The sequence below is a fragment of the Paenibacillus sp. EB106-06-01-XG199 genome, from assembly GCF_058791575.1.
This window is the reverse complement of the sequence record NZ_JBYTDQ010000005.1, coordinates 295,569-321,492: the sequence shown is the minus strand read 5'-3', so window position 1 is coordinate 321,492 and position 25,924 is coordinate 295,569. Positions and strand designations below refer to the sequence as shown.

Sequence of the window (25,924 nt, the reverse complement as noted above, 5' to 3'; positions counted from 1 at the left end):
GGTTCACTCCCCTACCTTGTTTGGGTATAACTTGCTGTATTTCACTGCGGGGAGGTGCACCCGCAGTGTTCACGCCGCTTTGCGGCGGCTCTTCCTACGCCGGCGTGCGCGGCTGCCTGTGCGGCGGGATTTGCCGCCGCTGCCCTTCCGGCGTGCCGGCCGCGCCGTGCGCCGCTTGCGGCCCGGGCGCCCGCTGCGGCGCGCCCGGGCTTTGGCGCGGCGCAGCTTGCCGCGCCGGAGCCTTGCTCTGCGCAGCCGTATTGCGCGGCGCGAATGGCCCTTGCCCGGCGGCGGCTGCTCCGGCGGCGGTGGCGGTGGTGGCGGTGGTTCCGCCGCCGCCACGGGTTCGCTGTTGCCCGGCGCTTCGCTTACGGGCAGTTGCACAGGCGCACCGCCGGAGAGCGGCTCGGCGGGCTCACTGCAGATTGGCAGCTCTACCACCGCTGCCGTGCAGTAACGGAGCTGCCAGCGCTCTGCCAGCCCCAGCAACCGTGCCCTGTAGGCCGCCGGGCCATATACGGCATCAACGCGCTCCCGCGACTGGCTGCCGATGGCTGCCGCCAGTCCCGGCTCCGCCAACAGCACCTTTACCCGGTCAGCCAACGCCTCGATATCCTCCACCGGAGCGAGTTGGTTGCCGCAGCCGGCCATGTGCAGAATCTCCTGCAGCCCGCCGGAATCATAGGCGACCACCGGTTTGCCGAAGGCCATTCCCTCCAGGGCGGTCATGCCGAAACCCTCACGGATCAGGCTGGGAACAACCAGCAGATCCATTGCGCAATAGGCCGAAGGCAGACATTCTTCATATCCCGCGAACTTGAACCGCGAGGTCAGTCCCTCCAGCTTCACCTTGCGCACACAGCGGTCATAGTAGTTTTTGTCTCCGGGAGTACCAATGACGAGATACTTCGCCTTCGGATACTGCTCACTGACAAGGACGGCCATTTTGACGAAATGCTCCAGCCCTTTCTCCTTGTTGATGAAGGAGGAAATATATCCGATCAGCGATTCATCCGGAGATACCTTGAGCTCACTCCGCCGTTCCCCCCGGAGCTTACTCCAGGCTTCCATCATCAAATCTTTATCATTCCAGGACGGCGGGAGCTGAGTTACCTTACCTTCGCGGATATCCGCCGGGAAACAGGCCGCAGCCGTATGCGAAATTGCCAGAATTTCATCGCTGTTCCTGTGGATCAGGTCTACACTGATCGGGGTGAACTCATTGTCCGTAATCGTCTCGGAAATCTTCCAGACCACCGGGATGCCAAGTGACTTCGCCGCCATTGCCGGCAAAGCATGCACACAAGTGCTGGAGATAATAAATGCCGGACGCAGACCAGCCAGCCAGTCTGTCATTTCTAGATATTCCCGGCTTTCCTGGAATTTGTGGATATCCGCTTCCAGTCCGGCATAAGGAGTGTACATTCCGTAGACGAGAGGAATCGACAGCAGCTCTACATTCAGGCCGAAGCTGCGGGCCTGGCGCGTCAGCTTGCCGTCCTGGGGCGCTACGAGAATACAGTTAAAGTATGGAGACAGCTCCCGGCCGAAGAACAGCAGCAGCTTCTCCGCACCCGTAATACTGCGCGTATTGGAAACATGGGAAAAGAGGACGATTGTAGCTTTGTCGGCCATGGTGTTTCGGCGCTCCTTGGCAAGAGGCCTCGAGCGACCATTCACCTCCCTAAAAGTTTTACGAAGCATTAGCTACGGGACAGTTCTTCATGTAAAACTTGCTTCGAAAGCACTGACTCACTTGGAGAAGCGCACTTTGCAGGCAAACGCCAAGGTCAGGTTACTTCACCAGTATATTGAGGGGGCACAGATGCCGGCACGACACCTGTCCCCTGATATACGCACATTTCCTGGCAATTTGTCCTCATACCGGTTGGGCATAGATTACGTTCAACAGCTGATTCAGGCGTTTCGTGTAGGTGTGATCCTTCAGGGTCCGTTCAAAAGCGCGCAAGGCCATTTCCCGGCGCTCTTCTTCATGGGTCAGGTAATAGTGGACTTTTTCCATCAATTCCAGCGGGCTGGAGAAGGTGTCGATTTCTTCTCCGATCTTATAGAAGGAGCCCATATCATCTCTGGCATCACTCAGCTGCAGTGTGCCGCTGGCCGCGATCTCGAAGGTGCGCGGGTTAGGTGAAGCCGCGGGAATAACCAGCGCATTGTTGTTGGCATCCTCGTCCACATGGGAACGGTGAAGGTTAATGACAATTTTGGAGCCGCTGTACGTGGTGGCTGTCTCCTGCGGCGACATCCACTTCCCGACTTCAATTCGCTCTCCATAGAGCGGAGCCTCGGGCAGACGATCCCACCAGATGCCGTTGATCACAGTGTTGTAGCTCATCAGCTCCGGCATAATATTGCGGAAGAACTCAATCCGGTTCCAGTAAGCGGAGCCGATGAAGCTGATATCCCGGCATACCGGAGAACGCCCTGTCGTTGGACGATAGTGCTCCCTGTGGGCGGCAAAGGGCAGGTAATGTACTTCTGTGCAGCCGAGGCCACGGTAGATTTCCACGCAATTGCGCTCCAGGGTGAACACGTAGTCGTAATGCGTCACAATTTTCATAGTGAAATCGGTGTAATACGGATCATCGGTCAGCCAGATCGCCGTCTTGATGCCTCTGCTCCGCAGGACGGAGAGCTGCTCCAGCGGCAAATCAAGGCCGTCCAGTACCAGCATCAGATCGGGGCATTGCGCCGTGGCGAGCTCAATGAGATCCTGGCGCACATCGGTAACCGTGACCTGTACAGTTAATTTCTGTAAGGCATAAAGTACCGCATCGTCCAGCGGCGAATACGGATAGCCTTTACCCGAGGCTACGTACATGACATGAATATTGCGAACCGGAAGCGGCGCTTCCGGACGGCCGTCCAGAATGGCGAGCCTTCCCCGTAAGTAGCCCTCGTCATATCCTACCTTGAAGCCGGTCAGCCGTCCGCGCAGCTTTTCTTCTTCCGCAGGGCTACGCGGCATAGGCGGTGCGGGCATAATAAATTCAGTCTTCATGAGTATTCGCTCCTTCATCCCATTTTGGAATTCACACTTGTGCAGTAAGAACATTCAATAATTGAGGCAAACGTGCCATAAACGTATGGTTGCGCAAGGTCGTCTGCAGCCCCCGCAATGCAATCAGGCGGCGCTCCTTCTCATGAACCAAATAGTATTCGATTTTTCGCTGCAGCTCTTCAGCAGAGCCAAAGGTCTCCATGTCAAACCCCGGCCGGTAGAAGCGGTCCAGATCTTCACGGATATCGGTCAGCTGCATTGTTCCGCAAGCACTGATTTCATAGGTCCTAGGATTGATGGAACGGGACGGTAATTGAAAGGAATTCCGGTTATCCTGTCCCCCCTCCCATGGACGGTGAATGTTGATGACCAGCTTTGACCCGCTGTAGTAATTCGCAGTCTCCTCAGGCGGAATAAATCCGTCCTTAATAAAAGGCGAGAGCTCCTCAAACTGGGTCAGACGCTCCCAGAACCCGCCGGCGATCAGCACCTTTTTGTCCTTCAGAAAAGGCGCCAGCCCATCAAACAGCTCCGTCCGGTTGCGGAAGGCATTGCCGATAAACACCACATCATATTGATATTGCGGATCGGTGCGGCGCGGATAGAACATTTGCGGATTCACACAGAGCGGAAGATAATGGACAGAAGCCACCCCAAGTGAACGGTAGAATTCCACACAGCCCAGCTCATGCGTAAATACATGGTCGTAATGCTGGCTGATAACAGAAGTGTCTTTGGTAAAATAAGGATCATCTACAAACCAGATTGCCGTAGAAATACCCAATTTTTTGATTTCGGTAATTTGCTCCAAATGGTTCTCGGGAAACACATGCAGCCCGTTCATGACAAGTACCGCTCCCGGCATTTCACGTGCCGCAACCTCCAGCATGGTTTCCGGAGCGCTTAAGACCAATTCACTGACCAGCTGTCCAAGCGCCTCCGTTACACCTGCGTCTATGGCTTGAAATCCCTGGGGAACGTACATCAGCTTAAGCGGGCGGCACTCCTGCCCTGCCTCCGGAGAATTCAGGCGTTTCACGGCTTCACACAAGCCAAGACGGTATCCCTCCTGATATCCATCCCTATATTCCTGCGGACGCTCTGTTCTCTTTTTAACTTTCACGGCTTTCACCCTGCCCCGTCATATTCTCAAGACAATATAACTATATGCGGAGTCAGCGTACGCCTCATGGACACCTGTCTGTATTACGGTGAAATTGGCTCATGCCCCCTGTCATCCACCCGGATTGCCCGAACCTTTGCAGATTTTATCCACTCAGGCTACACTGAAGACAAGTCAATTGAGCGTGTATGATATCATTCGTAAGTAGGGAGAGTGGGAGAATGAATGCTATGAATAATGCCATGCTCTACGTCCGCCATGCGGAGCTGCTTCGCGATAAGGTCCCTTCCTTCCAGACTTATCCGTTTCATCTGCCGGCAGTGCGCGACCTCCATCGTCTGGAGTTTCAGAAGCAGGTTACTTTTCTGGTAGGAGAGAACGGAACGGGAAAATCAACCTTGCTGGAGGGGATTGCGGCGGCATGGGGCTTTAATCCGGAAGGCGGGACACTCAACTTCTCATTTAACACCCGTTCCTCACATTCACATCTGTATGAATTCTTTCGTATTGCCAAAGGGGTACGACGCCCAAAGGACGGCTTCTTCCTGCGTGCGGAGAGTTATTACAATGTGGCGACTTATATTGACGAATTGGATGAAGAGCCTAAGGCGGGCAACTTCATCAAGGATTCTTACGGGGGCAAGTCATTGCATGAGCAGTCGCATGGCGAATCCTTTTTTTCCACCTTTGTTCACCGTTTTGGCGGCCAAGGCCTCTACATGCTCGACGAGCCGGAGGCTGCCCTGTCCCCGCTGCGGCAGATGTCGCTGCTGGTGCGGATGCACGAGCTGGTGCAGCAGCATTCGCAGTTCATTATCGCCACACATTCACCTATCCTGATGTCCTACCCGGGCGCAGATATCTATCTCCTGGGGGAGGAAGGCATCCGGCAGGCCGCATTGGAGGATACGGAACATTACACTGTAACCAAGGCGTTCCTGAACGACCGCCAGGGCATGCTGCGCGAGCTGCTGAGTGACGGCTAACTGGCGTTATCCGGCTTATCACGTGCCAAGAGTATTCCCAAGCAGACTACGCGAAACAAAATCACACAATGGTAATACGCTTGCTATTTAAAGCTTTGACCTATCGTGACACATATTGTTGTACGTGCCCTCTCATTTTGCCATCTCCCCCTCATATGGGAAATCAAATGCACTTCTACCTCTCATTTCCCAATCTCCCCCTCATATGGCGAAATCAAATGCACTTCTGCCTCTCATTTCCCCATCTCCCCCTCATATGGCGAAATCAAATGCACTTCTGCCTCTCATAATTTCCTGTACATCAAGTGGAAACGGCTTTGCCGTCCTTTTTAAGGACGGTACCGTTTCAGCGAGAAATAGAAGGATAAGTTATCGTGTGAAACATATAAATTCTTATATTTAAAAAAAGACACCCTAACGGCTGCCGTTAAAGTGTCTTCATCTATAAAATTACTTCCTATTATACTCTAGTAGAGCTGATCGTCCTTGTCCGTGAGGCAATCGGTATACTCGTTCAGAAGAGCATCCAGCTTAACAGATTGGCGAAGCACTCTTAAATCATTCATTCCATACTCAATGGCCATTCTATTCAATTCCTGTCTTGCCTGTTCAATTCTATCCTTGTGTTCATCATTTCCCATAGCGGCCCCCTTATTGGATGAGGCTGTTTCAAGCCGATTTCTTGTTATTTACTAAAGTTCCAAACACATTGTATTCCATAATCAGTTAAGGGTCAATTCCTCTGCAGAATGCCAAGTTGGGTAAGTTTTCAGCGCCTAACGTTTTTGGCCTGCAAAGTATTTTCCTGCACCTACGAGCTTATGCACCACCCAGCCCAGCATAGCTACGACCATCATATCAAAGCACACATTGAACAGGAATAAATGTTTGCCGATATCCGCACGTCCGTCGCCCAGGATCGGTACAAGGAAGGAGAACAACCCGATCAGGCCCAGCAGCATCATCAGCTCACCGGCTATCCGCCCGCGTAATTCGCGGGTACGGAAATATTCGAACAGCACTCCGCCGTAATACACCAGATAGAACAAAACGAGGAAACCGAGGGTATGCGGAATATGGTTGTTTTTAAACTGGCTCCAGGCGCTGTAAGTATAGGCGATTGCACCTGCCGGCTTATTCTCGTTCTTCTCATAGCTCCCTAGATAATAAGGACGGATAGACATGCTGTTCTCAGCAGCATATTTCATATTGTCTATCAAGCGGGAAGGATGTTTTAGATAGAAGAACAACACGTCCTTATGGGACATCCGGTCATAGAAATCCGGCGTCAGTGAAGGATCATCCTGCTTGATGGCTGTATCTCCCTGAAAATAATTCGTACCCGCCAGCACCTCCAGCCGCTCCGGCAGCCCCAGATCGCGCAAATCCCCCCGCACATCCGGCGACTCGTTCAGAACTCCGAAAAATACCGTTTGATAGAGATTGATATGCTTCAGTTCCTTGGGTGCCCCCACATACATAATGACTGACACAAGAAATACCGCTACCGCAAACCACCGGGCCAGCTTTTTCCAGCTGCCTGATCCCTTGAGTATAGCCATCCGCAGGAAGATCAGTGCAAATGCTATGCCCACCGGCGCATTCTGGATTTTGGAGCAGATCAGGAACAGCACGGCAATAAAGAACAGCGTCAACCCTTTCGCCGTAGGATGTTCCTGTCCGGCAAGTCTCAGACCCAGCGCAAATGTGAGCAGCATAAATACCATCGACACGGGTTCGCCGAACAGCGAATTGAAATAAGCCAAATATCCGATGTCATAAAAAACAAACAGCATTCCCGCACCCAGCACCAGTCCCGTAATGTAGGAACGGCCTGTGCCCAGTTTAACAATCAGCCAGGTGGCTGCCAGCAGCAGGAGAGCATAAACGGCACCCAGCAGGCGAATATCGAAATAGCTGCCGTGGAAAAGGCCGGAAATGAGCCTTGGCACCAGCACCAGCAAAATTTGCGACGAAGGATAAAACCCCCGGAACAAATTATCATAAGAAAATCTGGAATGGCTGAAGCTGAAAAAGCGGTCAGCATAACCTTCCACAGCCTCATAGTAATTCAAGCCGATCGTATTCATCATACGCAGAAAGTCACCATTATCGGCAACTCCGACGAACGGCTTCAGGAACAGCAGATAAATAATCAGCCCGCCCCCGGCAAGAGCCGCAAGTACCTCTGCCTTTAATAGTCTTTTCATAGTCTCCCCCTAGCGCTGCGGAAGCAGCTTCACATATTCATCAGACAGGCCCATCAGCTTCAGGATATAGTCATAGTCTTGTTTGTATGGACTGAAATCCTTCACAGGCTCCAGCGTTTCCAGCGAAACAGCTTCACCGTCTTCGAAGCCTTTACCCGGCACGAACATAATTTCATCGTTAAAAAAGGAACCCGTGGGGAGATAGTAACGCATGCCCACAACATTGTGGTCAACATTAAGCAGATCCTGCCCGAACGCCGTATAACCTTCTTCTCTCAGCGGAATTCCCAGCAAATTGGCCAGAGTCGGAACGAAATCCATTTGGCCTCCGGTCCGGTCCACGACCCGCCCCTGCTCCATGCCCGGAACATGAATAATAAGCGGGATGTTGAATCGGCTTACCCGCGAATCATATTTCGTTCCCAGCGCAGCTTCCACCTGCTCCGGCGGCACATCCTTAGGCTGCAGTCCAAAGTGATCGCCGTACAGCATCAGCACGGTGTTCTCCCACAGCCCGTTTTGCTTCAGTCCTTCAATCAGCGTCCCGATGGCATAGTCGGTGTAATTGATTGCCGTTAAATAATCACCGAGCATGGTATCCTGCAAATCCTCCGGCAGCGTTATTCTTTTGGCAGCATCAGGGATCTTGAACGGGTGGTGGCTGGAGGCGGTTACCAGCTGAGCATAAAAGGGTGTCCCTTTCTGCTGCAGCTTCACCAGTTCATCAACTGCTGTAATATACAGCTGCTCATCGGAAGCGCCGAAAGCATTGAAATGATCATTGGTATAATAGCCCTTATCATAATAGCCGTTAAAGCCCAGCGCCGGATACAGCTGATTGCGGTTCCAGAACCCCACCTTGTTCACATGAAAGGTGTAAGCTTCGTAGCCTTTATCCCGTAAAAGACGGGGCAGACTTGGCAGCTCCCGGTCTCCGAAGCCCGTTGACATCGCAAGCGTGCCTATCGGATAGATCGAGGTATTGCTCATAAATTCAGCATCCGAGGTATTGCCCGGACCAATCTGCTGATAGACATGCGGAAAATAAAAGCCCTCTCCGGCTAAGCGGTTCAGCACCGGCGTTAATTCCTGACCGTCCAGCGACTGATGCAGCGGAAAATTCTGAAAGGCTTCCATCTGGATGACAATTACATTTTTGCCCTTTTGCGAGCCGAACAAATCCGGTACCGCCCCCGGGGCCTTATCACTGTATGGATAAGAAGACTGAAGTTCCGTTACTTTGGCAATCGTATCCTTGATATCTCCGGTTCCAATCAGGCCATTATCCTCCTGGGCTTTGATCGCAGCCACCACTTCGTAATTCAGAAATCCGGCGCTCTCCGCCTGAACCAGCTCATTGGTGATTCCCTTTGCCGCATGTACGGAGTAGACCGACAGCGAAGCGCCGCCTATAATCGCGGCGAGAATGACGATCAGTTGGGCTCTCCGCCCACGGGGAGACCGCCAGCTCCGCACCGGGTAAGCTGTACCTCTCCGCCATCTGCGGGTCAAGGCGTACAGAATCATGATTACAATATCGGCAAAAAACAGGTAATCAATGTACTCGATGGTCGATTCCACGCTCTCTTTTACCTCAAAAACCTGATTCAGCTCATAGAAAGCCAAATAGGTCGGAACCGACCCGAAATGGTTAAAATAGACACTGGACGCAAACAGCAGCAGCGACAATATTCCGTTAAAGCTCCAGTAGACCGCCGTCTTCATCCGTCCCGGTACAATCAGCGCCAGAATCCCCATAATCAGCAGAACCGGAGCAATATCCGCCGCAATCCATTCCCAGGAAATCCGGTCGAAAAACAGTATTCTCAGCAGCAGCAGCTTCAGCCAGATCAGTCCGGCCACAATAAAGAAATGGGCATGCACCAGCCCAACTTTGTTCTCGCTCATTAGTTCTCCTTATTCATCTTTAATCTCTTTTGTAAATTCCACTCTTATTTTCAGTAAAATATCAGATTTCTCTAGTATAGCAATACTTGTTATGTATATCAAAGAGGGATGCGGCCTCATGCAGGCACACATCCCTCTTAAAATACATTAACAACCCCCCTTAATATGGAGTCGCTTCACGCCATATACCTAATCCGTAAATGACCCCTTCAAGATTATAGGTGGCCTCGATTGCCGGTGCCGTTCCCCCACTCTCAAAGGTAACGGTTCCTGGCCTCGACTGATTCTTGACCAGCGTGTAGTCTTCCAGCCGAATGCCGAATATTCCATCTGCAACAGCTGCCGCCGCGCTCTGCAGCTTGGCATTCTCCATATCCAGCAGCTTCTGGTCCTGTTCGGTACGCTGCTCAGGACTAGCCGGATCGGCTGGGGCCAGCGACAGATCGGTAACCTCCAGGACCGCATGAGTAACATAATTCATCTTTACAAACGAAGATGCGGATGCATCCGGTCCATAAAACAAAGTGATTTCCCCATCCATTCCCCCTCCCGTGTTGCGGGCTGCTTTATTCAGCTTAACCGTGCCACTTCTTAAATTGCTCATCGCATTCAGCCCGGTCTGCTTCAAGTCTTCCCCTATCTCCTCCTGACCCACCTCAAAGTAAGCCCCGACATATTTCCCGTTCACATAACCAATCTCCGCCTCTCCCGAGAACAGGTTCTCGCTCACCTGTGCGGCCTGATTGGGAACACGCCCGTAATCCACAAGCCGTGTCAACCTATCCGCTTTGAACTCTCCCTTATATCCAAGCTCCCGCAGCTTCTCCTTGGCCTTGCCCAGAATATCGTCATCAATTTCTTCAGGACCGAATATAGCGCTCATATGGTACATCATCACTTTCCCCGTCTCCGTGCTGACCCAGACATATGCATAATTTTCGCCGTTTCTAAAAACAACCCGGACCTGATCCGCTCCCGCCTGAGGTTCTATGCTTTGAAAGAGCAGCTTCTTGCCGAGCTGCTCCTGCATCGTCTTCTCTGCCGTCTTGATCATCCCGGCCTCCGTAACGTCGGCGGTTTCTTCATGCTGATAGGAAGGACCGGCGGTGTTTCCTTCGCCAAAAGGTCCGGTTCCCAGGTAAAACACCCCTGCTCCCACAAGCAGCAGAACTCCGGCAGCCGCGGCTATGCCCGCGCGGAATTTAAATCCTTTCCGTTCCTGGTGCGGCTCGCCTTCCTTCACCCGGTGCATAACCTTATCCACATGCACATCCGTAAATTTCACCTCTTCGAATGGCCCTGTTTTGGCCCGTTCATACCACTCAGGCTTCCGTTCCCGCATCACTCCAACCCCCTTATACTTTCCTGGACCTTACGCCGCGCACGGTGCAGTCTGGATTTGACGGTTCCCGGAGATAACCGGGTCAGCCCGGCAATTTCTTTTACCGACAGCTCCGCTCTTAAATCGAGCACCAGCACTTCACGGAATTTATCCGGCAGCTTCATAATAATGCTCCAAATGTCGTCGATTTGGCGGTTGCCGAGATACTCCATCTCCGCCGAGCGGGTAATGCCGGTCTGTTCCAGCACAAACCCTTCATTGCCGGAGCCGGAAGGACTCAGGGTTTGAACTCCGCCCCACAGGCCTGATCGGAAGAAACGTGATTTGCGGTAGGAAAACACCGTATTACGCGCAATCGTGAACAGCCACGCCTTCAGCGTGGAAGTTCCCCGGTAGGTCCCGATCCGGTAATAGCATTTGACGAATACCTCCTGCGCCAGATCATCCGCCTGTTCGGAATTGCCGGTGAGGTAATAGATATAATGCCAGATATCCTCGCCATACAGGCTCATGATTCGCCTCAGCTGTTCTTCATCCATTGTTTCTGCAGCTTTAAGATTATCGAGTTCCAATACATTCACCTCACTACATATGACCTCACTGCCAGCTAACGGGTTCCCGTTTGGCAAAATTTCTTTATGGATGCAGCAAAAAAACGGAAGGCCGCAGCCTCCCGCCAAATGATAGGATGGATCAAACATTGTAATAAGTGCCGATTCTCAAATTAATGAACATTCTTCCATAAATTATAACGTTTTCCGATTCAAACGGTCAATGCTTCAGCCTAGCGGAGAGTGCGCCAGCAGTCTTTGAATAGAACGGTTGGCCTCATGCAGCACAACCTCTTTATCGACCGTCTTCAACAGACCCTGATCCATCACGATTTCACCGTCGATGATTGTTGTCTCCACATCTGCCCGGGTGGCGGAATAGACAATGCGGGAAATCGGGTCTACATCAAAGGAGGGGAAGGTATGAAAATTGTAGAGGTTGAGAATCGCCAGATCGGCTTTTTTGCCTACCTCAATGCTGCCGATCTTGTCTTCCATGCCTACCGCCTTGGCCCCGCCGATGGTCGCCATCCGAAAGACACTTCTGGCATCCATCGTGGTCGGCCCATGCTGCGGTTTCTGGATGATTGCAGCGAGCCGCATCTCATTGAACATATCCAGGTTATTGTTGCAGGGCGCACCATCTGCACCGAGACTGAGATGGATGTGGGTCTCCAGCATCCCCGGTGTATCGGCAATCCCGGAGGCCAGCTTCAGATTGGAGCCCGGACAGTGGCTGACATGTACCCCGCGGTCCCGCAGAATCATTTTCTCCTCGTCATCCAGCCATACACAATGCGCGAGAATCAAGCGGTCATTCGCCAGCCCCAAATGATCAAGGTAGACGACATTGCGCATGCCGGTCATTGCCTGAACAATCTCGATCTCTCCCAAATTCTCCGAAGCATGGGTATGCACCTTAACTCCATAGCGGGCTGACAGATCCCGCACTTCCTTCAGCAGCAGCTCCGTGCAGGAGATGACAAAACGCGGCGAAAAGGCGTACTGGATCCGGCCCCCGCCATACCCATGCCATTTCTCCAGCAAATCCACGCTCTCCTGTAGAGAGGCAGCCGTCTCCTCCTGCAGGGCTGCCGGAACCTCGTCATTCTTCTGATCCATCATCACCTTGCCGGACAGGGCGCGTATGCCGCTCTTGGCAATGGCCTGGAAAGCATAGTCCGTATGGTTCACCGTCTCCATATCCACAATGGTCGTTGTGCCGCTGGAAATCAGCTCTCCTATGCCCAGCATGGCGGAGTAATAGAGTGATTCCTCATCATGCGCCGCTTCCAGCGGCCAGATCCGCTTGCGCAGCCAATCCATCAGCTCCAGATCATCGGCCTTGCCGCGGAAGAGCGTCTGGCATAGATGAATATGCGTCTGTACAAAACCGGGAATGACCGTACGGTTCTTCGCTTCAATGACCCGTTCACCGTCCTGCGGCTGCAGCCCGCTGCCGATTTCCACAATCAGGCTGTCCTTAATGCGGATGTCCCCGTAAAGAATCTCCTCCTGCTTGTTCATCGTAATAATCTCCGCATGTTTGATCAGTATGTTCGCCATGGTCCGATTCCCCCTTGTCAGATAACAGTTAGCTGTCGCAAATAACACAAAAAGGCCACAAAAATATGCCGCAGCATATTTTCGTAGCCAGAAATTTACGGTTCCCGGTAGAGACCCTTAAACCAATTATTAAGGATATACGAAAGAAAAGACTATTCAATTGCTTTCTGAATAGTCTCATCATAAAGTAAGGATAAGTTTGTTGTCAACTTAAGTTACATACAAATGTATAAATTCTTAAAAAAATGATGAAAAACTCCTAAAAAGGTTAGATCAACCGTTTTTAATGTTAACTAACATTACATATAATACGTTTTTGCAGGAAATATTCCTAGGCTTGTCCGTCCAGTTTCGCCGCGCCTTCCAGCACCTTCTCAAATACCGGAAAATTCGCTGTGCGGCCGGGGAAGGAGACTTCACCCCTGCGCTCATAGCCAAGTCTGGGATATAAGCTAAGCGCTTTGGTATTCTTCATATATGTATCCAGCCGGATGCTGCTGTATCCGCAGTTCACAGCATGCTCCTCGGCAAAAGCGGTCAGCTTGCGCGCGATGCCCTTGCCCTGCACCTCCGGATGAACAGCCAGGCGATGCATGATTAAATGCCGTCCCTGCTCCTGCGACCAGCGAATCTCCCCGTACTGCTCCGCCTGATTCTCGTCCAATACAATAATACCCGCAATGGCTTCATTGTCGATATAGACATACAGTGTGCCGCGCTCGATATCCAGACCGATAACTTCCCGGTTAGGGTAGCTCTCATCCCATTGGTCGCTTCCGCCGGCCTGCATAACCTGTACACATTTGGCAATCAGCTCCATAATTTCCCCGATTTCTTCCCTCAGCGCTTTCCGAATCTTATTACCGCTCATGTGTACCCTCCACTTTTCCATCGACATTTGAATCCGGCAAGGATTCTGTAAAGAAGTCTACCATAACCGGAAGCACAATCAATAGACCAGAGCTTTCCAACTGTTCCAGAGCGGGCGGATCAGAGGGAAGCGGCCTATAGAGGAGTAGCGGCGGTTTAACCTTCACCAGCCCTCTAATTGGCCCCTTACCCTTTGGCCTTGGATGTCTCAGCCCAGCTCCAGCTTATGCCCGTCCTCGAAGCCCTTGGCGAAACCGGCGTCGAACCCCACGTTGTATGCTTCGGTGTAGCCCTGCTGAAAGGCGTCTCCCGGCGGCGTTTCCGGAGGGACGCCAAGATCCGGGGGGAGCTGCACTACCTGAGGCGCCGGAGGAGCTTCAACCACTGGGACCACCTGAACGGGTACCATATGCACTGGCGGCTGCACTACCGGCTGAACTATCGGCTGCACAGACGGATGCACTACCTGAATTTTCTGCACAATCCGGCGGCGTTGTCTTTTCTTCTTGCGCACCAACAGACCTTTTTTGGGCCTGCCATAACGAACTCTGCGGCTGCGGCCTCTGCCGATCCTGGCCTTCCGGGATAGCAACAATGTTCGTCTGCGGGTTCCCCTGCCTGAACGCTTGATAGCTTTCTTCCTCTTCATTCTTTACTCCTCCTGTACTCCATGCACTCTGGAGGTTCCTCCTGCACATGTCTTGCTAAGCCATGGCGCAGCAGGAATCCCCCGTTTGGGCTGATGCAGCGAAATACCGGTCATCATCCGGCACATGGCGCTTTGGTACTGGCTTAGGATTCTGATATTGTCACTTAGCTTGCGGGCTGTCAGCTCCGATTGCCCCGTTATTTCGGCGATGCTCTCCAAGATCGCGGCGAGTGCGGCCTGGCTGCGGGCAATGGAGCGGATCATCTCCAGCTTGACGGCGTGTTCGGAGAGAAGCCCGCCGCTCATTTGTCGTCGTCCCCGAAATTAAAACCTTCACCGGACATGCCGCCAAAGCCTTCGCCGCCGCCTTCTTCCTCACCGCTGCCCAGCACTGCCTTTAAATTGCTGTACAACCCATTCTCCAATTTCGTCAGCCCTTCCACCATTTCCACGATCACTTCATGAATGGATAGGGATTGCTTCAACTGCTCTTCATGGGTATCGAACGCTCTAGCGTGGATATGATGCTGCGTCCACTGCTTCACCTTTTCCGCTTCCACCGCTTTGGCTTCAAGAATCATCGCGATGTTCCACTGGATAGTAGCGGTCGACTCCAGCATTTGCAGATAAGCCTTTTCTCTGCTCATCTTCCGCCTCCTGCTCTTTTAATCGCTACTCTTCTTCCTGACCGTTTAATTCCTTGATGACTCTGCCTACCCCTTCAGCCATCGCTTCTTCCAGATCGGCTATCGCGTTCAAGTAAGCAATAATATTCTTGTTAACCTGACCGTGGCTTTCTACCAGCCCGCTGAATCCGCCAAAATCAGGCTCCGCATCCGGCAGATCATGGACTATTTGCGACATACGGACGGCAACGTGGCGTTCGGCGTCAAGAATCCGCGCCATCTGTTCGTGCGTATGGGCCATGTGCTGCAGCACTTTTGTTATTTTATTCTGCACCTTCATGTCTCCTTTGCTCAAACGCCCTGCTACAGCATATGCGGCAAGCGCCTTGACGGTGCGGAGAACTGGTGTAACTTTGGCGCGGCCCGAAGACTTTTGCTGAGAATAGGCGGAGATTGACAGCTGCGGAAAGTCAGATTATTCTGAGAATGAAATTGAATTTTTCACCATACATAGATTAGAAATCAGTTCCTGACCGGATTGGAGGTAATGTATGAAACTCGCAGGCAACCACCTGGATTTGCAGCCTTTAACCGCAGCGGAGCTCTCGCTCGCCACAGAGAATTATGCCGGGCTGAAGCAGGCTCTTGGCCTGAACGCTGGCGGCGCCTCTTTGGACGAGGAAATGCAGTATGCTATGCGGATCAGGCATTCCAGAGTGCAGCAGGATGAGGAAAATTACCTCTGGCTGACTAACTGGGCCATTATTCAGCGCAGGCACCAGCAGATTATCGGGTATATCATCCTGAAAGGCTGTCCGAATGAACAAGGCGAGGTCATTATAGGCTACTGCATTGACGAAAGGCATTGGGGAAAAGGCTATGCTACAGAGGCAGTGCGGACTATCAGCGAATGGATCTTCAGCGATCCCAGGGCGCAATGGATTATTGCCGATACCGAAAAGGATAACTGGGCTTCCCACAAAGTCCTGGAGCATCTGGGCGCGCATATGTACCGTGACACGGGCGATTTGTTCTGGTGGAGAATTGCGCGGCCGGCTCATACTGTATCTTCCAATTAATAATCTGCAGCCAAACCTTCATTTCTTGTACAAGTGGAACCGGCTTTGCCGTCCTTTTTAAGGACGGTACTGTTTCAGCGAGAAATAGAAGGATAAGTTATCGTGTGAAATATATAAATTCTTATATTTCAATGAAAAACACGCCGCCCTTAAGGCAGCGTGTCTTTCAGCTTCTCGCCCGCTTCACGCAGCGACTGGAATGTTCCCGCATCACTCCACCATTCCTTAAGCACATCATAGCTGAGCATGCGGTCAGCAGCGTAAATGTTGTTCACATCGGTAATTTCCAGCTCCCCCCTTTGGGAAGGGGACACGCGGCGGATAATATCGAACACGGCCTCATCGTACATATAAATGCCGGTTACACAATAGTTGGTCTTTGGGATCTCCGGCTTCTCTTCGATGTACGCAATCAATGTTGAATCCTCGCCGTCAAACACCGGAACGCCGTATCTCCGCGCATCCTCCACCGGCTTCAGCAGCACTTTCGCCGTGCCTTCGGGCTGCTGAAGATAGCTCTGCACGTAAGGCGTCAGATCATCCATAAAAAGATTGTCACCCAGCAGCACGATAAACCTTTCGCCCGGAAGAATAAACCCCTCCGCCAGCTCCAGCGCTTCCGCGATGCCTCCTGCGGCTTCCTGAATTTTGTAAGTCAGAGATACGCCAAATTCCGCACCGCTGCCCAAAAAATCGGTATACTGCCCCGCAGACTGCTTGCTGATGACCAGGAGAATATCGGTTATACCCCCCCGGCGCAACCGGTCTATACCGTAACACACCATAGGATATTTGCCGACCGGAAGCAAATGTTTGTTCATAAGCCGGGTCAGCGGATAGAGTCTTGTTCCTTTTCCGCCCGCCAATATGACTCCTTTCACTTACTTTCCTCCTCTTTATCTGTGTCTTTAGTCTTCGGGTCAACATTTCAGAAGAACTGTGCCGGATCCATATGCCATTTATCTATAAAAATCCTGCGGTTTCGCTCCACAAGCTCCTTAAGTGCAGAGGAGTATACTTCTTTGAAGCTCGCGCTTCCTTCATGATGCACCAGGCAATCCCCGGCAATCAGCAGCCGGTAGCCACGCAGCCGGGCGCGGAAGCAATAATCATCATCCTCATAATGTCCAGGTGAATACCGTTCATCCAGCAGTCCAACAGTGTCCATCAGCTCTCGTTTGAACAAAAAGCATAAGCCCACCAACCGTCTCGTCTCTATCCATTTCGAGGGATCTTGGAGGTTGGCCTGCCGGGCCTCCGCATGAAAACCCGGTATATCACTGTATGCAGTCTTGACCTGCTGCTGGCCGCTGGCATAGTTGGTCACGGGACCGGCAATACCAACATCCGGTGCACTGTATAGTGCTGCCTTAAGGTTCCGTAGCCAGCCCTGCGAGACGACAACATCATTATTCAGCAGCAGCAGCTCATCGCCTGCAGCGAGTTGCATCCCCATATTGCAGGCAACGGGAAATCCGCGGTTCTCAGGCAGGGAGATAAAGGTTAGATTATTTGTCCGGCAGTACGTATCCGTACCATCCTTCGAAGCGTTGTCGATCACAATGATTTCATAGGGCGTTTCGGTATAGGCCCGGATGGCTTCCACACAGGTCCGCAGCAGTTCAAGTCTGTTATATGTCGGAATAATGATACTGGTCATTGTCATAACCGGTTCCTCCAGGCAGCCATTTGCCGGCGCTGCTCCTGCAGGCGCTCGCCGGAGAGCACTCCGCTAGCTTCCCTGTGCGCAATAACCGCCTGCAGCGCTTCCGCATGATCGCCGATAATCAGCTGTTCCACCGCGTTGCCGGCTCCCGTATTCCCTTTGCGCAGCCGATTATGCTTGATGACATTAACCGTTCCGGCCTTCTCCACCCGCAGCCGATTCAGAATGGAGAGGGCTTGCGCTTTCGGGGGAACCATCAGTTCACGGTAACCGATGGTTTCCAGTGCACGGCGGGACAAGGCATGGGGAACAGCAGTCATGGAGCTCACCCCAAGATCACTCCGGCCTAGAACCCCGTTTAAATACAGCTTGCAGCGGGTGACATCATCACTTGCGCCAAATGGCGGCAGCAGGCCATCCAGATCATTAAGCGCAACATCAATTCCGCTGTCTACAGCTGCTGCAAAAAGGGCCAGCTGCCGGGCCGGAATGCTCATGTCTCCATCCAGAAAGAGCAGAATATTTCCCCTGCTGAGCTTGGCGCCAAGCGCACGCCCCACATCATGACCGGCCGATTCGGGGCAATGCACGACCGTTGCCCGTGTGCACATTCTGGATTGCTGAAAGCTGTTGTCACTGCAGCCGTTCAGCACCACGATGATCTCCGCCGGCTCCAGAAGCTCCACCTGCTCCAGGAGTCCGGGCAAGGTACGCGCCTCATCTCTTGCCGAGATGATGACGGACAGCAAGCCGCGCAATTTCGGAAGCATCCGCTGCGGTTTCCCGGCAGCGGATGCTTCTGCGGCCGTGCGCCGGACAGCTGAGCCGCGGGCTACGGATAATCCCGCCCCCGTAAGCCGTTCAGAAGAGCTCCCAGCCCCGAATGAACCTGCCCCTCTTTTATTAGATGCAGACTTCCTGATGCCCGGAATACCTGCTCCGCTCCGGCGGGGAGAAGTGCCGGCGGATAACGTTCTTCTCCGTTTCGAACGCAATACGGCCTTATAGCCAGTAGCCATTACCTCACCATCTCCCTTCGCCGGGTGCCGTCGCTGAATCCCGCCCTCTCCCCCTTGAGCTCGAGCAGCAGAGACACAGCATCGAGGTGATCCCTGAGAATAATCTCCTGCAAGGGGTCCCTTCCGCCGCGCTTGCGGCGGACAGCATTCAGTTTGCCAACAGGCACTTTATGCACTTCCCTTACACTCAAGCCTTCCAGCAATGCGCGGACATAAGCCAGCGGCGGCCTTGACAATAGACCGCTCCCCAGCACATTAAGCGCCTTGCGGCTGAGCGCATGGGGAACCGCCGTCAGTGAATACCCCTTCAAGTCGGAACGTCCGAGCATAATGTTCAGTGCATACTTGGAGAGCACCACAGGATGCGGAACCCTGCTGCGGACCGGCCCGGAATAATCATTAAGCGCTACATCCGTCCCGCCGCGGATTGCACTTACGAATGGACGCAGCTGCGCGGCGGGAATGACAAGATCCCCATCTGTAAACAGCAGGACCTCCCCTTTGGCCGCATCCGCTCCGACACTTCGGCCAACATCGTGTCCAAGCGGCTGCTCGAAAGAGATGACATGGGCACCCATAGATTTCGCTATTTCTGCCGTTTTATCGGCAGAGCCATTAACAATCACAATAACCTCACAGCGCGGATGAACCCCCCTGGCTCCGGCAATCACACTGGCAATCGTCCTGGCCTCATTCATAGCCGGAATAATAACCGACACGTAAGGCTCGGGATGATTCTGTGCAGGACGTACAGCTACGGGCCGCACTGGCCGGGAGTTCCGCCGCGCTGGTCGAGCTGCCCGCCGCCCCGTGCGGCGGGCAGCTGTTCGTTTATGCTTCAAGCTCATCCACCTTCCTTGCAGGGCATACTGCCGGGCTTAGGGTTACATCACAGTCTATGTAATCCGCTTCTCCGGGTAACGGCGGGTGTCTCCCTTCACACACAAATTTGGACAGATGTCATCCATCCCGTATTCAACCGACTTTTCCGGGTGATAAACACAAGTGGAAACGGATACCGTCCTTAATAGGACGGTATCCGTTTCACCGGGAAATAGAAGGATAATTTATAGCGTGAAGCCTATAAATTCTTATATTTGAACAAGAGCGCAGCCGGCGGCTGCGCTCTTATCCGCTTTTTCAGCGGCTCTGTATTTAATCGAATACCCGGTTCTCTGGCGGCTTTGCCGGAGGCGAGCCGAGTGCAATCCAGGATAACACTCCATAGAAATGCTGGGTTTCACGCAGGCGGTTCACCAGGATTACAGCCTCTCCGCCGGCTCTTGTTTTAAGCGAGGCGTGAAAGAACGGCTGGTTTGTCATGGCCACAAGCACATAGCCGGTATGGCCAAAGCTTTCGTCGAAAGAGACAGTGACCTCCACACTCTCTGCATCGCCGTTGAACATGAACGCCGTCATTCCGAACTGCTGCAGCACCTCCCGGTTTCCGGAGCTCTGCACCGGACTGAAGGAGAGATGCTCCGCACCCACCGCGCCGCGGGCCAGATGGTCACCGGATACCGCGCCGGGAGCAATATGGTAGCCCTGCACACTTTCTTCCTCCAGATGGCGGGATTGAACGGCGAAGGAAGCAATTTTGGTTGCATCCACCGCTTCATCCTGGAGTCCGTCAGTTCCAACCGCACTCTCTGCAAGCTGCTCGGCACCAACACTGCCGGAAGCCAGTTTCGCTCCGGTAATGCTGCCGTCAGGGAGCAGGTCTGCGCTGCGGACCTCTGGAGCCAGATGCTCAAGCTTAATGGTCTCGGGAAGCAGGTGACGCTCCTCCAATACTCCGTCTGCGAGATGTTCGCCGTACACGCTCTCCTGCTGGAGATGCTGTGAACCTACCGCTCCAGCCGCCAGCTTCGCAGAGCTGACGCTGCCGTCAGGGAGCAGGTCAGTGCTGCGGACCTCTGCGGCCAGATGCTCCAGCTTGATAATCCCGGGATTCAGGTGGCGTTCCTCCACCACTTCGTCTGCAAGATGTTCGCCATACACGCTCTCCTGCTGGAGATGCTGCGAACCTACTGCTCCAGCCGCCAGCTTCGTGGAGCTGACGCTGCCATCCGGCAGCAGATCGGAGGTCAGGGTTTCCTTCGCCAGATGCTTCAGCGTAATGCTTCCAGACTGGATGTGCCGGCCGTCCACGGCTTCAACCGCAAGATGTCCGCCGTATACACTGCCCGGAGCCAGCTGGAAGGAGCCGACGGAACCTTGCGCCAGCTTTTTCCCGCCGATGCTGCCGTCAGGGAGCAGGTCAGTGCTGCGGACCTCTGCGGCCAGATGCTCCAGTTTGATAATCCCGGGATTCAAGTGGCGTTCCTCCACCACTCCGTCCGCGAGATGTTCTCCGTTCACACTCTCCTGCTGCAGATGCTGTGAACCTACCGTTCCGGCTGCCAGCTTCGCGGTGCCGATGCTGCCGTCAGGGAGCAGGTCAGCGCTGCGGACCTCTGCGGCCAAATGCTCCAGCTTGATAATCCCGGGATTCAGGTGGCGTTCCTCCACCACTTCGTCTGCAAGATGTTCGCCATACACGCTCTCCTGCTGGAGATGCTGTGAACCTACCGTTCCGGCTGCCAGCTTCGCGGAGCCGATGCTGCCGTCAGGGAGCAGCTCTGCGCTGCGGACCTCTGCGGACAGATGCTCCAGCTTGATAATCCCGGAATTCAAGTGGCGTTCCTCCACCACTCCGTCCGCGAGATGTTCTCCGTTCACACTCTCCTGCTGCAGATGCTGTGAACCTACCGTTCCGGTTGCCAGCTTCGCGGAGCCGATGCTGCCGTCAGGGAGCAGATCGGAGGTCAAGGACTCCTCCGCCAGATGCTTCAGTTTGATGCTGCCGGGGCGGATGTGACGGCCGTCCACGGCTTCGCTCGCAAGATGACCGCCGTATACACTGCCCGGTGCCAGCTGGAAGGAGCCGATGGAGCCTTGCGCCAGCTTTTTCCCGCCAACGCTGCCGTCCGGCAGCAGATCTGCGCTGCGGACCTCTGCGGACAGATGATCAAGCTTGATGATCCCGGAATTCAAGTGGCGGTCCTCCACTATTCCGTTCGCGAGATGTTCTCCGTGCACGCTCTCCTGCTGGAGCTGCTGCGAACCTACCGCTCCTGCCGCCAGCTTTTCTCCACCGATGCTGCCATCCTGCAGCAGATCGGAGGTCAGGGTGTCCTCCGCAAGATGCTTCAGCTTGATGCTGCCAGAGCGGATATGGCAGCTGTCCACGGCTTCCATGGCAAGATGACCGCCATATACGCTGTCTGAAGCCAGCTGGAAGGACCCGATGGAGCCTTGCGCCAGCTTTTTCCCGCTGATGCTGCCGTCCGGCAGCAGATCTGCACTGCGGACCTCTGCGGCCAGATGCTCCAGCTTGATGATCTCGGGATTCAGGTGGCGCTGCTCCACTACTCCGTCTACGAGATGTTCTCCGTGCACGCTCTTCTCCTGGAGATGCTGCGGACCTACAACTCCTGCCGCCAGCTTTTCTCCACCGATGCTGCCATCCGGAAGCAATTCTGCGCTGCGGACCTCTGCGGCCAGATGCTCCAGCTTAATGATCTCGGGATTCAAGTGACGATCCTCCACTATTCTATCCGCGAGATGTCTGCCATGAACACTCTCCTGCTGGAGATGCTGCGAACCCACCGCTCCCTTGGCCAGCTTCGCGGAGCTGACGCTGCCGCTCGGCAGCAGGTCGGAGGTCAGAGTCTCCTCCGCAAGATGCTTCAGCTTAATGCTGGCGGGGCGGATGTGCCGGCTGTCCACGGCATCAATCGCAAAATGTTCTCCATGTACGCTGCCCGGAGCCAGCTGGAAGGACCCGATGGAGTCTTCCGCCAGCTTCTCCCCGCCAATGCTGCCGTCCGGCAGCAGCTCTGCGCTGCGGACCTCTGCGGCCAGATGCCCGAGCTTGATGATCTCGGGGTTCAAGTGGCGCTCTTCCACCACTCCGTCCGCAAGATGTTCTCCATATACGCTGTCCGGAGCCAGCTGGAAGGAGCCGATCGAGCCTTCCGCCAGCTTTTCTCCGCCGATGCTGCCATCAGGCAGCAGCTCTGCGCTGCGGACCTCTGCGGCCAGATGCTCCAGCTTGATAATCTCAGGATTCAAATGGCGCTCTTCCACCACTCCGTCCGCAAGATGTTCTCCGAGTACACTCTCCTGCTGGAGATGCTTCGAACCTACCGCTCCGCCTTCCAGCTTCGCGGAACTGATGCTGCCGTCCGGCAGCAGCTCGGAGGTCAGGGTCTCCTCTGCAAGATGCTTCAGCTTGATGCTGTGAGGGCGGATGTGGCGGCTGTCTACGGCTTCGACCGCAAGATGTCCGCTATATACGCTGCTCGAAGCCAACTGGAAGGAGCCGATCGAGCCTTCCGCCAGCTTTTTCCCGCCGATGCTGCCGTCAGGGAGCAGATCAGCGCTGCGGACCTCTGCCGTCAGATGCTCCAGCTTGATGATCTCGGGATTCAAATGGCGTTCCTCCACCGCTCCGTCCGCGAGATGTTCTCCGTTCACACTTTCCGCCTGGAGATTCTCCGAACCTACCGCTCCGGCCGCCAGCTTCGCGGTGCTGACGCTGCCGTCCGGCAGCAGATCAGCGGTCAGGGTCTCCTCCGCCAGATGCTTCAGCTTGATGCTGTGAGGGCGGATGTGGCGGCTGTCCACGGCTTCGACCGCAAGATGTCCGCCATATACACTACTCGGAGCCAGCTGGAACGAACCGATCGAGCCTTCCGCCAGCTTTTCCCCGCCGATGCTGCCATCCGGGAGCAGCTCTGCGCTGCGGACCTCTGCGGCCAGGTGATTCAGGGTGATTTCTCCCTGCTTGATATGACGGCCTTCCAGTGAATCCTCCGCCACATGGCTGGTGCCAATACTGCCTGGAGACAGATGGAGGGAAGAAACGGCTCCTTCGACCAGCTTAGAACTGCTAATGCTGCCATCCTGGATTTGAATCGATGAGATAGAGCTAGGAATAATATGCCCGTTGCCAATAGACATCGGACGAATATGTGCGCCGCCGACACTTCCCGGGGCAAGATGTCTGCCTTGCACAGCCGTGTCACTGATCGACGCGGGGCTAACCGACCCTGGTGTCAAATGCTCCGCAGCCACCGATAAGGCTGCCAGCTTGGCGGAAGTAACACTGCCATCAGCCAGCTTGGTGGAGGTGACCGCCAGATCACTGAGCTTATCCGTTGAGACACTCTCCGGCGATAGCTTCAATGAAGTAACCGCATGATCCGCCAGATGATGCGGCTGTACCGCACCTGCAGCGAGATGTACTTCCTTCACCGCGCCGGAGGCAAGCTTATCGCCCGTGACCGAGCCGGACTGCAGGGCCGAATTCGTCACGCTGTTCTCACCAAGATGTCTGCGTTCTATGGCACCCGGCGCCACATGTTCAGAATCCACTACGGCATTCTGCAGTACACGGGCGCTGACACTGGCATCGGCCAGATTTTTTTCCTCCACCGTACAGAAGGCGATATGTTCACCACTCACAGCTTCACGGGCAATAGCGTTTCCGGTGACCGCACCTGCAGCCAGCTTGCCGGCATGGATGCCCCCGTCAGCCAGCTTGGCGGCGGTAATGCTTTTCGCGCGCAAATGCTCTCCGGCCACAGCTTCGCTTGCCAGCTGTTCACCGGTAACCGCACCGGATGCGAGATGAGCCGTCAGCACCGACTGGCTCTGCAGCTGCTCCGATCCGACCGATTCCTTGGCCAAGTGGGACTGATCTACAGCTTCACGCTGCAGATGGAGCGAGGTCACAGCCTGCATGGCAAGCTGCGGTCCGCGTACTGCGGATTTGGCGATATGCCGTGTAGTGACCGCTTCATCCGCCAGTTTATTCGGCAGGATGCTCTGATCGGCGATTTTGGAGGAGGTGACCGCCTGCTCCACGAGCTGTACCGTCCCTACCGCACCTTCCGCCAGCTTCACAAAAGAAATGCTGCGGTCCGCCAAATGGCGGGCGGTGATTTCCCCCTCGCCGATATGGGTGCCATTTACGCTTTCCGGACTTAGATGCTGGCTGCGTACAGCCTTCTCTCCCAGCTGCCGCGTGCCTACTGCGGCATCCGCAAGATGTCCGCTGTCAATGCTGCCGGACTGGAGCTGCTCCTTGCCGATAAGCCGGCCGGCAAGCTGCTCGGGCCCGATGGCTCCCGGCGCCAGATGTTTCGCCGTGATGACGCCTTCGCTCAGATGGCGGCCCTCAATCACAGCATCGCCCAGTTTGACTCCGCTGATTTCGCCGTCGGCGATTTTATCGCCGGATACCGCCTCATCAGCCAGTTTGGAACGGTCGATACTTCCGTTCGCCAAATGTCGGCTGACAATGGTGCTGCTTAGAATTTTTTCGCCGGTTATGGCTCCATCTTCCAGCAAGTCGGCAGTAATCAGCAGCTCGCTCAAGTGACGGCTGGCAATGGACCGGTCGGCAATTTGTTCTCCTCCGATGATCCGGTCAGCCAATTTCTCCGGGCCGATGCTTCCGTTCTTAAGCTTCTCGCCGCTGATCGAATGATCCAGCAGCTTGCCGCCGTTCACACTTCCTTCCGCCAGATGCTCGCCAGTTATCGATTCGGGGGCAATCTTCGAGGACGTTATCGCCTTGTCCGCGATATTGATGCTCTGCACCGCATAATCCTGCAGCCAGGGAGTACCGATAATCCCGAATTTCAGCTTAGAGCCGTCAATGGTGCGCGGAGCAATCTTCTGGCCGGTAACGGCCGCATCGCACAGATCATCGGTATATACGGGCTGCAGGCGCTCTTTTTCCAGAACTGGCAGAACGGGCTCGGGCGCGTGGACAACCACCTCCTCAATCTGGAGTGTTTCTTCTGCTGCCGGCACCTCCAGCAATTCTTTATCCGGGGCGGCAGGTACGGCAGGTTGTGCCGGCTCTGCAACAACTTCTACCGTGCCCACACCACTAACCTGCAGGGCCCGGTCTGGCGGATCCACCGTCTCGCTGACGGGTGTTTCAAATCCCCCTTGCACCCTTGGACTGCTTCCCAGCATACTCAGTTCTTTTTTATTGGGATTATCCACGTAATAGAGTCGCTTCTTGGAACTGTGTTGTTGATTCCTTCTGGAGCTCTTCACAAGCAGTCTCCTCCTTCCATCTGTTGTTTCTTCTAGGCATCATATGCAGTCCAGTGGGCGGATGACACCATTTGCAGCAAGGCTGCCTATAATCAATCTGCAAGTAAATCGGCTTCGTCTATCTTTCGAAAAAGGGCTTCTGCCGCCGCGCATTCGTCCATCCTGATGGCCCCGTACAAACATACAAT

Annotated in this window: 21 protein-coding genes and 1 riboswitch; of the genes, 2 read left to right on the top strand and 19 right to left on the bottom strand. The window is 54.3% G+C overall.

Annotated features, from left to right (window positions below; translation table 11 throughout):
• Nucleotides 1–69: 69 nt before the first annotated feature.
• The 3 genes from AC3WT9_RS19880 to AC3WT9_RS19870 form a co-directional block, all read right to left on the bottom strand.
• Nucleotides 70–1,635, bottom strand: coding sequence for a glycosyltransferase family 4 protein (locus AC3WT9_RS19880; RefSeq protein WP_492407820.1), 1,566 nt, complete (start codon nucleotides 1,633–1,635; stop codon nucleotides 70–72).
• Nucleotides 1,636–1,879: 244 nt separating this feature from the next.
• Entirely contained in the window at nucleotides 1,880–3,022 is a 1,143-nt protein-coding gene (locus AC3WT9_RS19875) for a CgeB family protein (protein WP_445744995.1), read from the bottom strand.
• A 31-nt stretch (nucleotides 3,023–3,053) separates the two neighbouring features.
• Nucleotides 3,054–4,154, bottom strand: a complete 1,101-nt coding sequence (locus tag AC3WT9_RS19870) for a CgeB family protein (RefSeq protein ID WP_445744996.1) — start codon at nucleotides 4,152–4,154, stop codon at nucleotides 3,054–3,056.
• Between the two features lie 212 nt (nucleotides 4,155–4,366).
• On the opposite strand from AC3WT9_RS19870, the gene AC3WT9_RS19865 reads away from it, so the two are divergent.
• Nucleotides 4,367–5,131 (top strand): AAA family ATPase, encoded by a 765-nt coding sequence (locus AC3WT9_RS19865; RefSeq protein ID WP_341095994.1) that lies wholly within the window; start codon nucleotides 4,367–4,369, stop codon nucleotides 5,129–5,131.
• Nucleotides 5,132–5,598: 467 nt separating this feature from the next.
• Here AC3WT9_RS19865 and AC3WT9_RS19860 read toward each other — a convergent pair whose 3' ends face one another.
• The 11 genes from AC3WT9_RS19860 to AC3WT9_RS19810 form a co-directional block, all read right to left on the bottom strand.
• Nucleotides 5,599–5,772, bottom strand: coding sequence for an aspartyl-phosphate phosphatase Spo0E family protein (locus AC3WT9_RS19860; protein WP_076110797.1), 174 nt, complete (start codon nucleotides 5,770–5,772; stop codon nucleotides 5,599–5,601).
• 135 nt (nucleotides 5,773–5,907) lie between these two features.
• Nucleotides 5,908–7,341: a glycan biosynthesis hexose transferase WsfD gene (wsfD, locus tag AC3WT9_RS19855; protein ID WP_341095995.1), complete on the bottom strand. Its 1,434-nt coding sequence runs from the start codon at nucleotides 7,339–7,341 to the stop codon at nucleotides 5,908–5,910.
• A 9-nt stretch (nucleotides 7,342–7,350) separates the two neighbouring features.
• Nucleotides 7,351–9,249, bottom strand: a complete 1,899-nt coding sequence (locus AC3WT9_RS19850; protein WP_492407819.1) for an LTA synthase family protein — start codon at nucleotides 9,247–9,249, stop codon at nucleotides 7,351–7,353.
• A gap of 160 nt (nucleotides 9,250–9,409) precedes the next feature.
• The gene (locus tag AC3WT9_RS19845) at nucleotides 9,410–10,591 is read right to left on the bottom strand and encodes a hypothetical protein (RefSeq protein ID WP_492407818.1); all 1,182 of its coding nucleotides are present in this window, start codon (nucleotides 10,589–10,591) and stop codon (nucleotides 9,410–9,412) included.
• Nucleotides 10,591–11,172 carry an RNA polymerase sigma factor gene (locus AC3WT9_RS19840; protein WP_342480604.1) on the bottom strand — a complete coding sequence of 194 codons (582 nt, stop codon included), beginning with the start codon at nucleotides 11,170–11,172 and terminating at the stop codon, nucleotides 10,591–10,593. The genes AC3WT9_RS19845 and AC3WT9_RS19840 overlap by 1 nt, the downstream gene beginning before the upstream one ends.
• A gap of 198 nt (nucleotides 11,173–11,370) precedes the next feature.
• The gene (locus tag AC3WT9_RS19835) at nucleotides 11,371–12,708 is read right to left on the bottom strand and encodes a 5'-deoxyadenosine deaminase (RefSeq protein ID WP_492407817.1); all 1,338 of its coding nucleotides are present in this window, start codon (nucleotides 12,706–12,708) and stop codon (nucleotides 11,371–11,373) included.
• Between the two features lie 64 nt (nucleotides 12,709–12,772).
• Nucleotides 12,773–12,871: riboswitch (purine riboswitch) on the bottom strand.
• Between the two features lie 168 nt (nucleotides 12,872–13,039).
• The gene (locus AC3WT9_RS19830; RefSeq protein WP_341096004.1) at nucleotides 13,040–13,579 is read right to left on the bottom strand and encodes a GNAT family N-acetyltransferase; all 540 of its coding nucleotides are present in this window, start codon (nucleotides 13,577–13,579) and stop codon (nucleotides 13,040–13,042) included.
• A 207-nt stretch (nucleotides 13,580–13,786) separates the two neighbouring features.
• A complete protein-coding gene (locus tag AC3WT9_RS19825; RefSeq protein WP_341096006.1) occupies nucleotides 13,787–14,227 on the bottom strand; it encodes a hypothetical protein in 441 nt (146 codons plus the stop codon).
• A 3-nt stretch (nucleotides 14,228–14,230) separates the two neighbouring features.
• Nucleotides 14,231–14,533 (bottom strand): hypothetical protein, encoded by a 303-nt coding sequence (locus AC3WT9_RS19820; protein ID WP_341096007.1) that lies wholly within the window; start codon nucleotides 14,531–14,533, stop codon nucleotides 14,231–14,233.
• Nucleotides 14,530–14,874 carry an alpha-helical endospore appendage domain-containing protein gene (locus AC3WT9_RS19815; RefSeq protein WP_341096009.1) on the bottom strand — a complete coding sequence of 115 codons (345 nt, stop codon included), beginning with the start codon at nucleotides 14,872–14,874 and terminating at the stop codon, nucleotides 14,530–14,532. The genes AC3WT9_RS19820 and AC3WT9_RS19815 overlap by 4 nt, the downstream gene beginning before the upstream one ends.
• Before the next feature lie 25 nt (nucleotides 14,875–14,899).
• Nucleotides 14,900–15,187 carry a hypothetical protein gene (locus AC3WT9_RS19810; protein WP_038596026.1) on the bottom strand — a complete coding sequence of 96 codons (288 nt, stop codon included), beginning with the start codon at nucleotides 15,185–15,187 and terminating at the stop codon, nucleotides 14,900–14,902.
• Between the two features lie 217 nt (nucleotides 15,188–15,404).
• On the opposite strand from AC3WT9_RS19810, the gene AC3WT9_RS19805 reads away from it, so the two are divergent.
• Nucleotides 15,405–15,932, top strand: a complete 528-nt coding sequence (locus AC3WT9_RS19805; RefSeq protein WP_492407816.1) for a GNAT family N-acetyltransferase — start codon at nucleotides 15,405–15,407, stop codon at nucleotides 15,930–15,932.
• Between the two features lie 149 nt (nucleotides 15,933–16,081).
• Here the strand turns inward: AC3WT9_RS19805 and AC3WT9_RS19800 are convergent, their stop codons facing one another.
• The 5 genes from AC3WT9_RS19800 to AC3WT9_RS19780 all read right to left on the bottom strand — a co-directional run bounded on the left by AC3WT9_RS19800 (nucleotide 16,082) and on the right by AC3WT9_RS19780 (nucleotide 25,736).
• Nucleotides 16,082–16,813, bottom strand: coding sequence for a sugar phosphate nucleotidyltransferase (locus tag AC3WT9_RS19800; protein ID WP_038596028.1), 732 nt, complete (start codon nucleotides 16,811–16,813; stop codon nucleotides 16,082–16,084).
• A 47-nt stretch (nucleotides 16,814–16,860) separates the two neighbouring features.
• Nucleotides 16,861–17,598: a glycosyltransferase family 2 protein gene (locus AC3WT9_RS19795; protein WP_341096012.1), complete on the bottom strand. Its 738-nt coding sequence runs from the start codon at nucleotides 17,596–17,598 to the stop codon at nucleotides 16,861–16,863.
• A complete protein-coding gene (locus tag AC3WT9_RS19790; protein ID WP_492407815.1) occupies nucleotides 17,595–18,617 on the bottom strand; it encodes a glycosyltransferase family 2 protein in 1,023 nt (340 codons plus the stop codon). Before AC3WT9_RS19790 ends, AC3WT9_RS19795 begins: the two co-directional genes overlap by 4 nt.
• Complete coding sequence (locus AC3WT9_RS19785; RefSeq protein ID WP_492407814.1) at nucleotides 18,617–19,465, bottom strand: glycosyltransferase family 2 protein; 849 nt, start codon at nucleotides 19,463–19,465, stop codon at nucleotides 18,617–18,619. Before AC3WT9_RS19785 ends, AC3WT9_RS19790 begins: the two co-directional genes overlap by 1 nt.
• A 307-nt stretch (nucleotides 19,466–19,772) precedes the next feature.
• Entirely contained in the window at nucleotides 19,773–25,736 is a 5,964-nt protein-coding gene (locus tag AC3WT9_RS19780; RefSeq protein WP_492407813.1) for a WIAG-tail domain, read from the bottom strand.
• Nucleotides 25,737–25,924 lie beyond the last annotated feature (188 nt).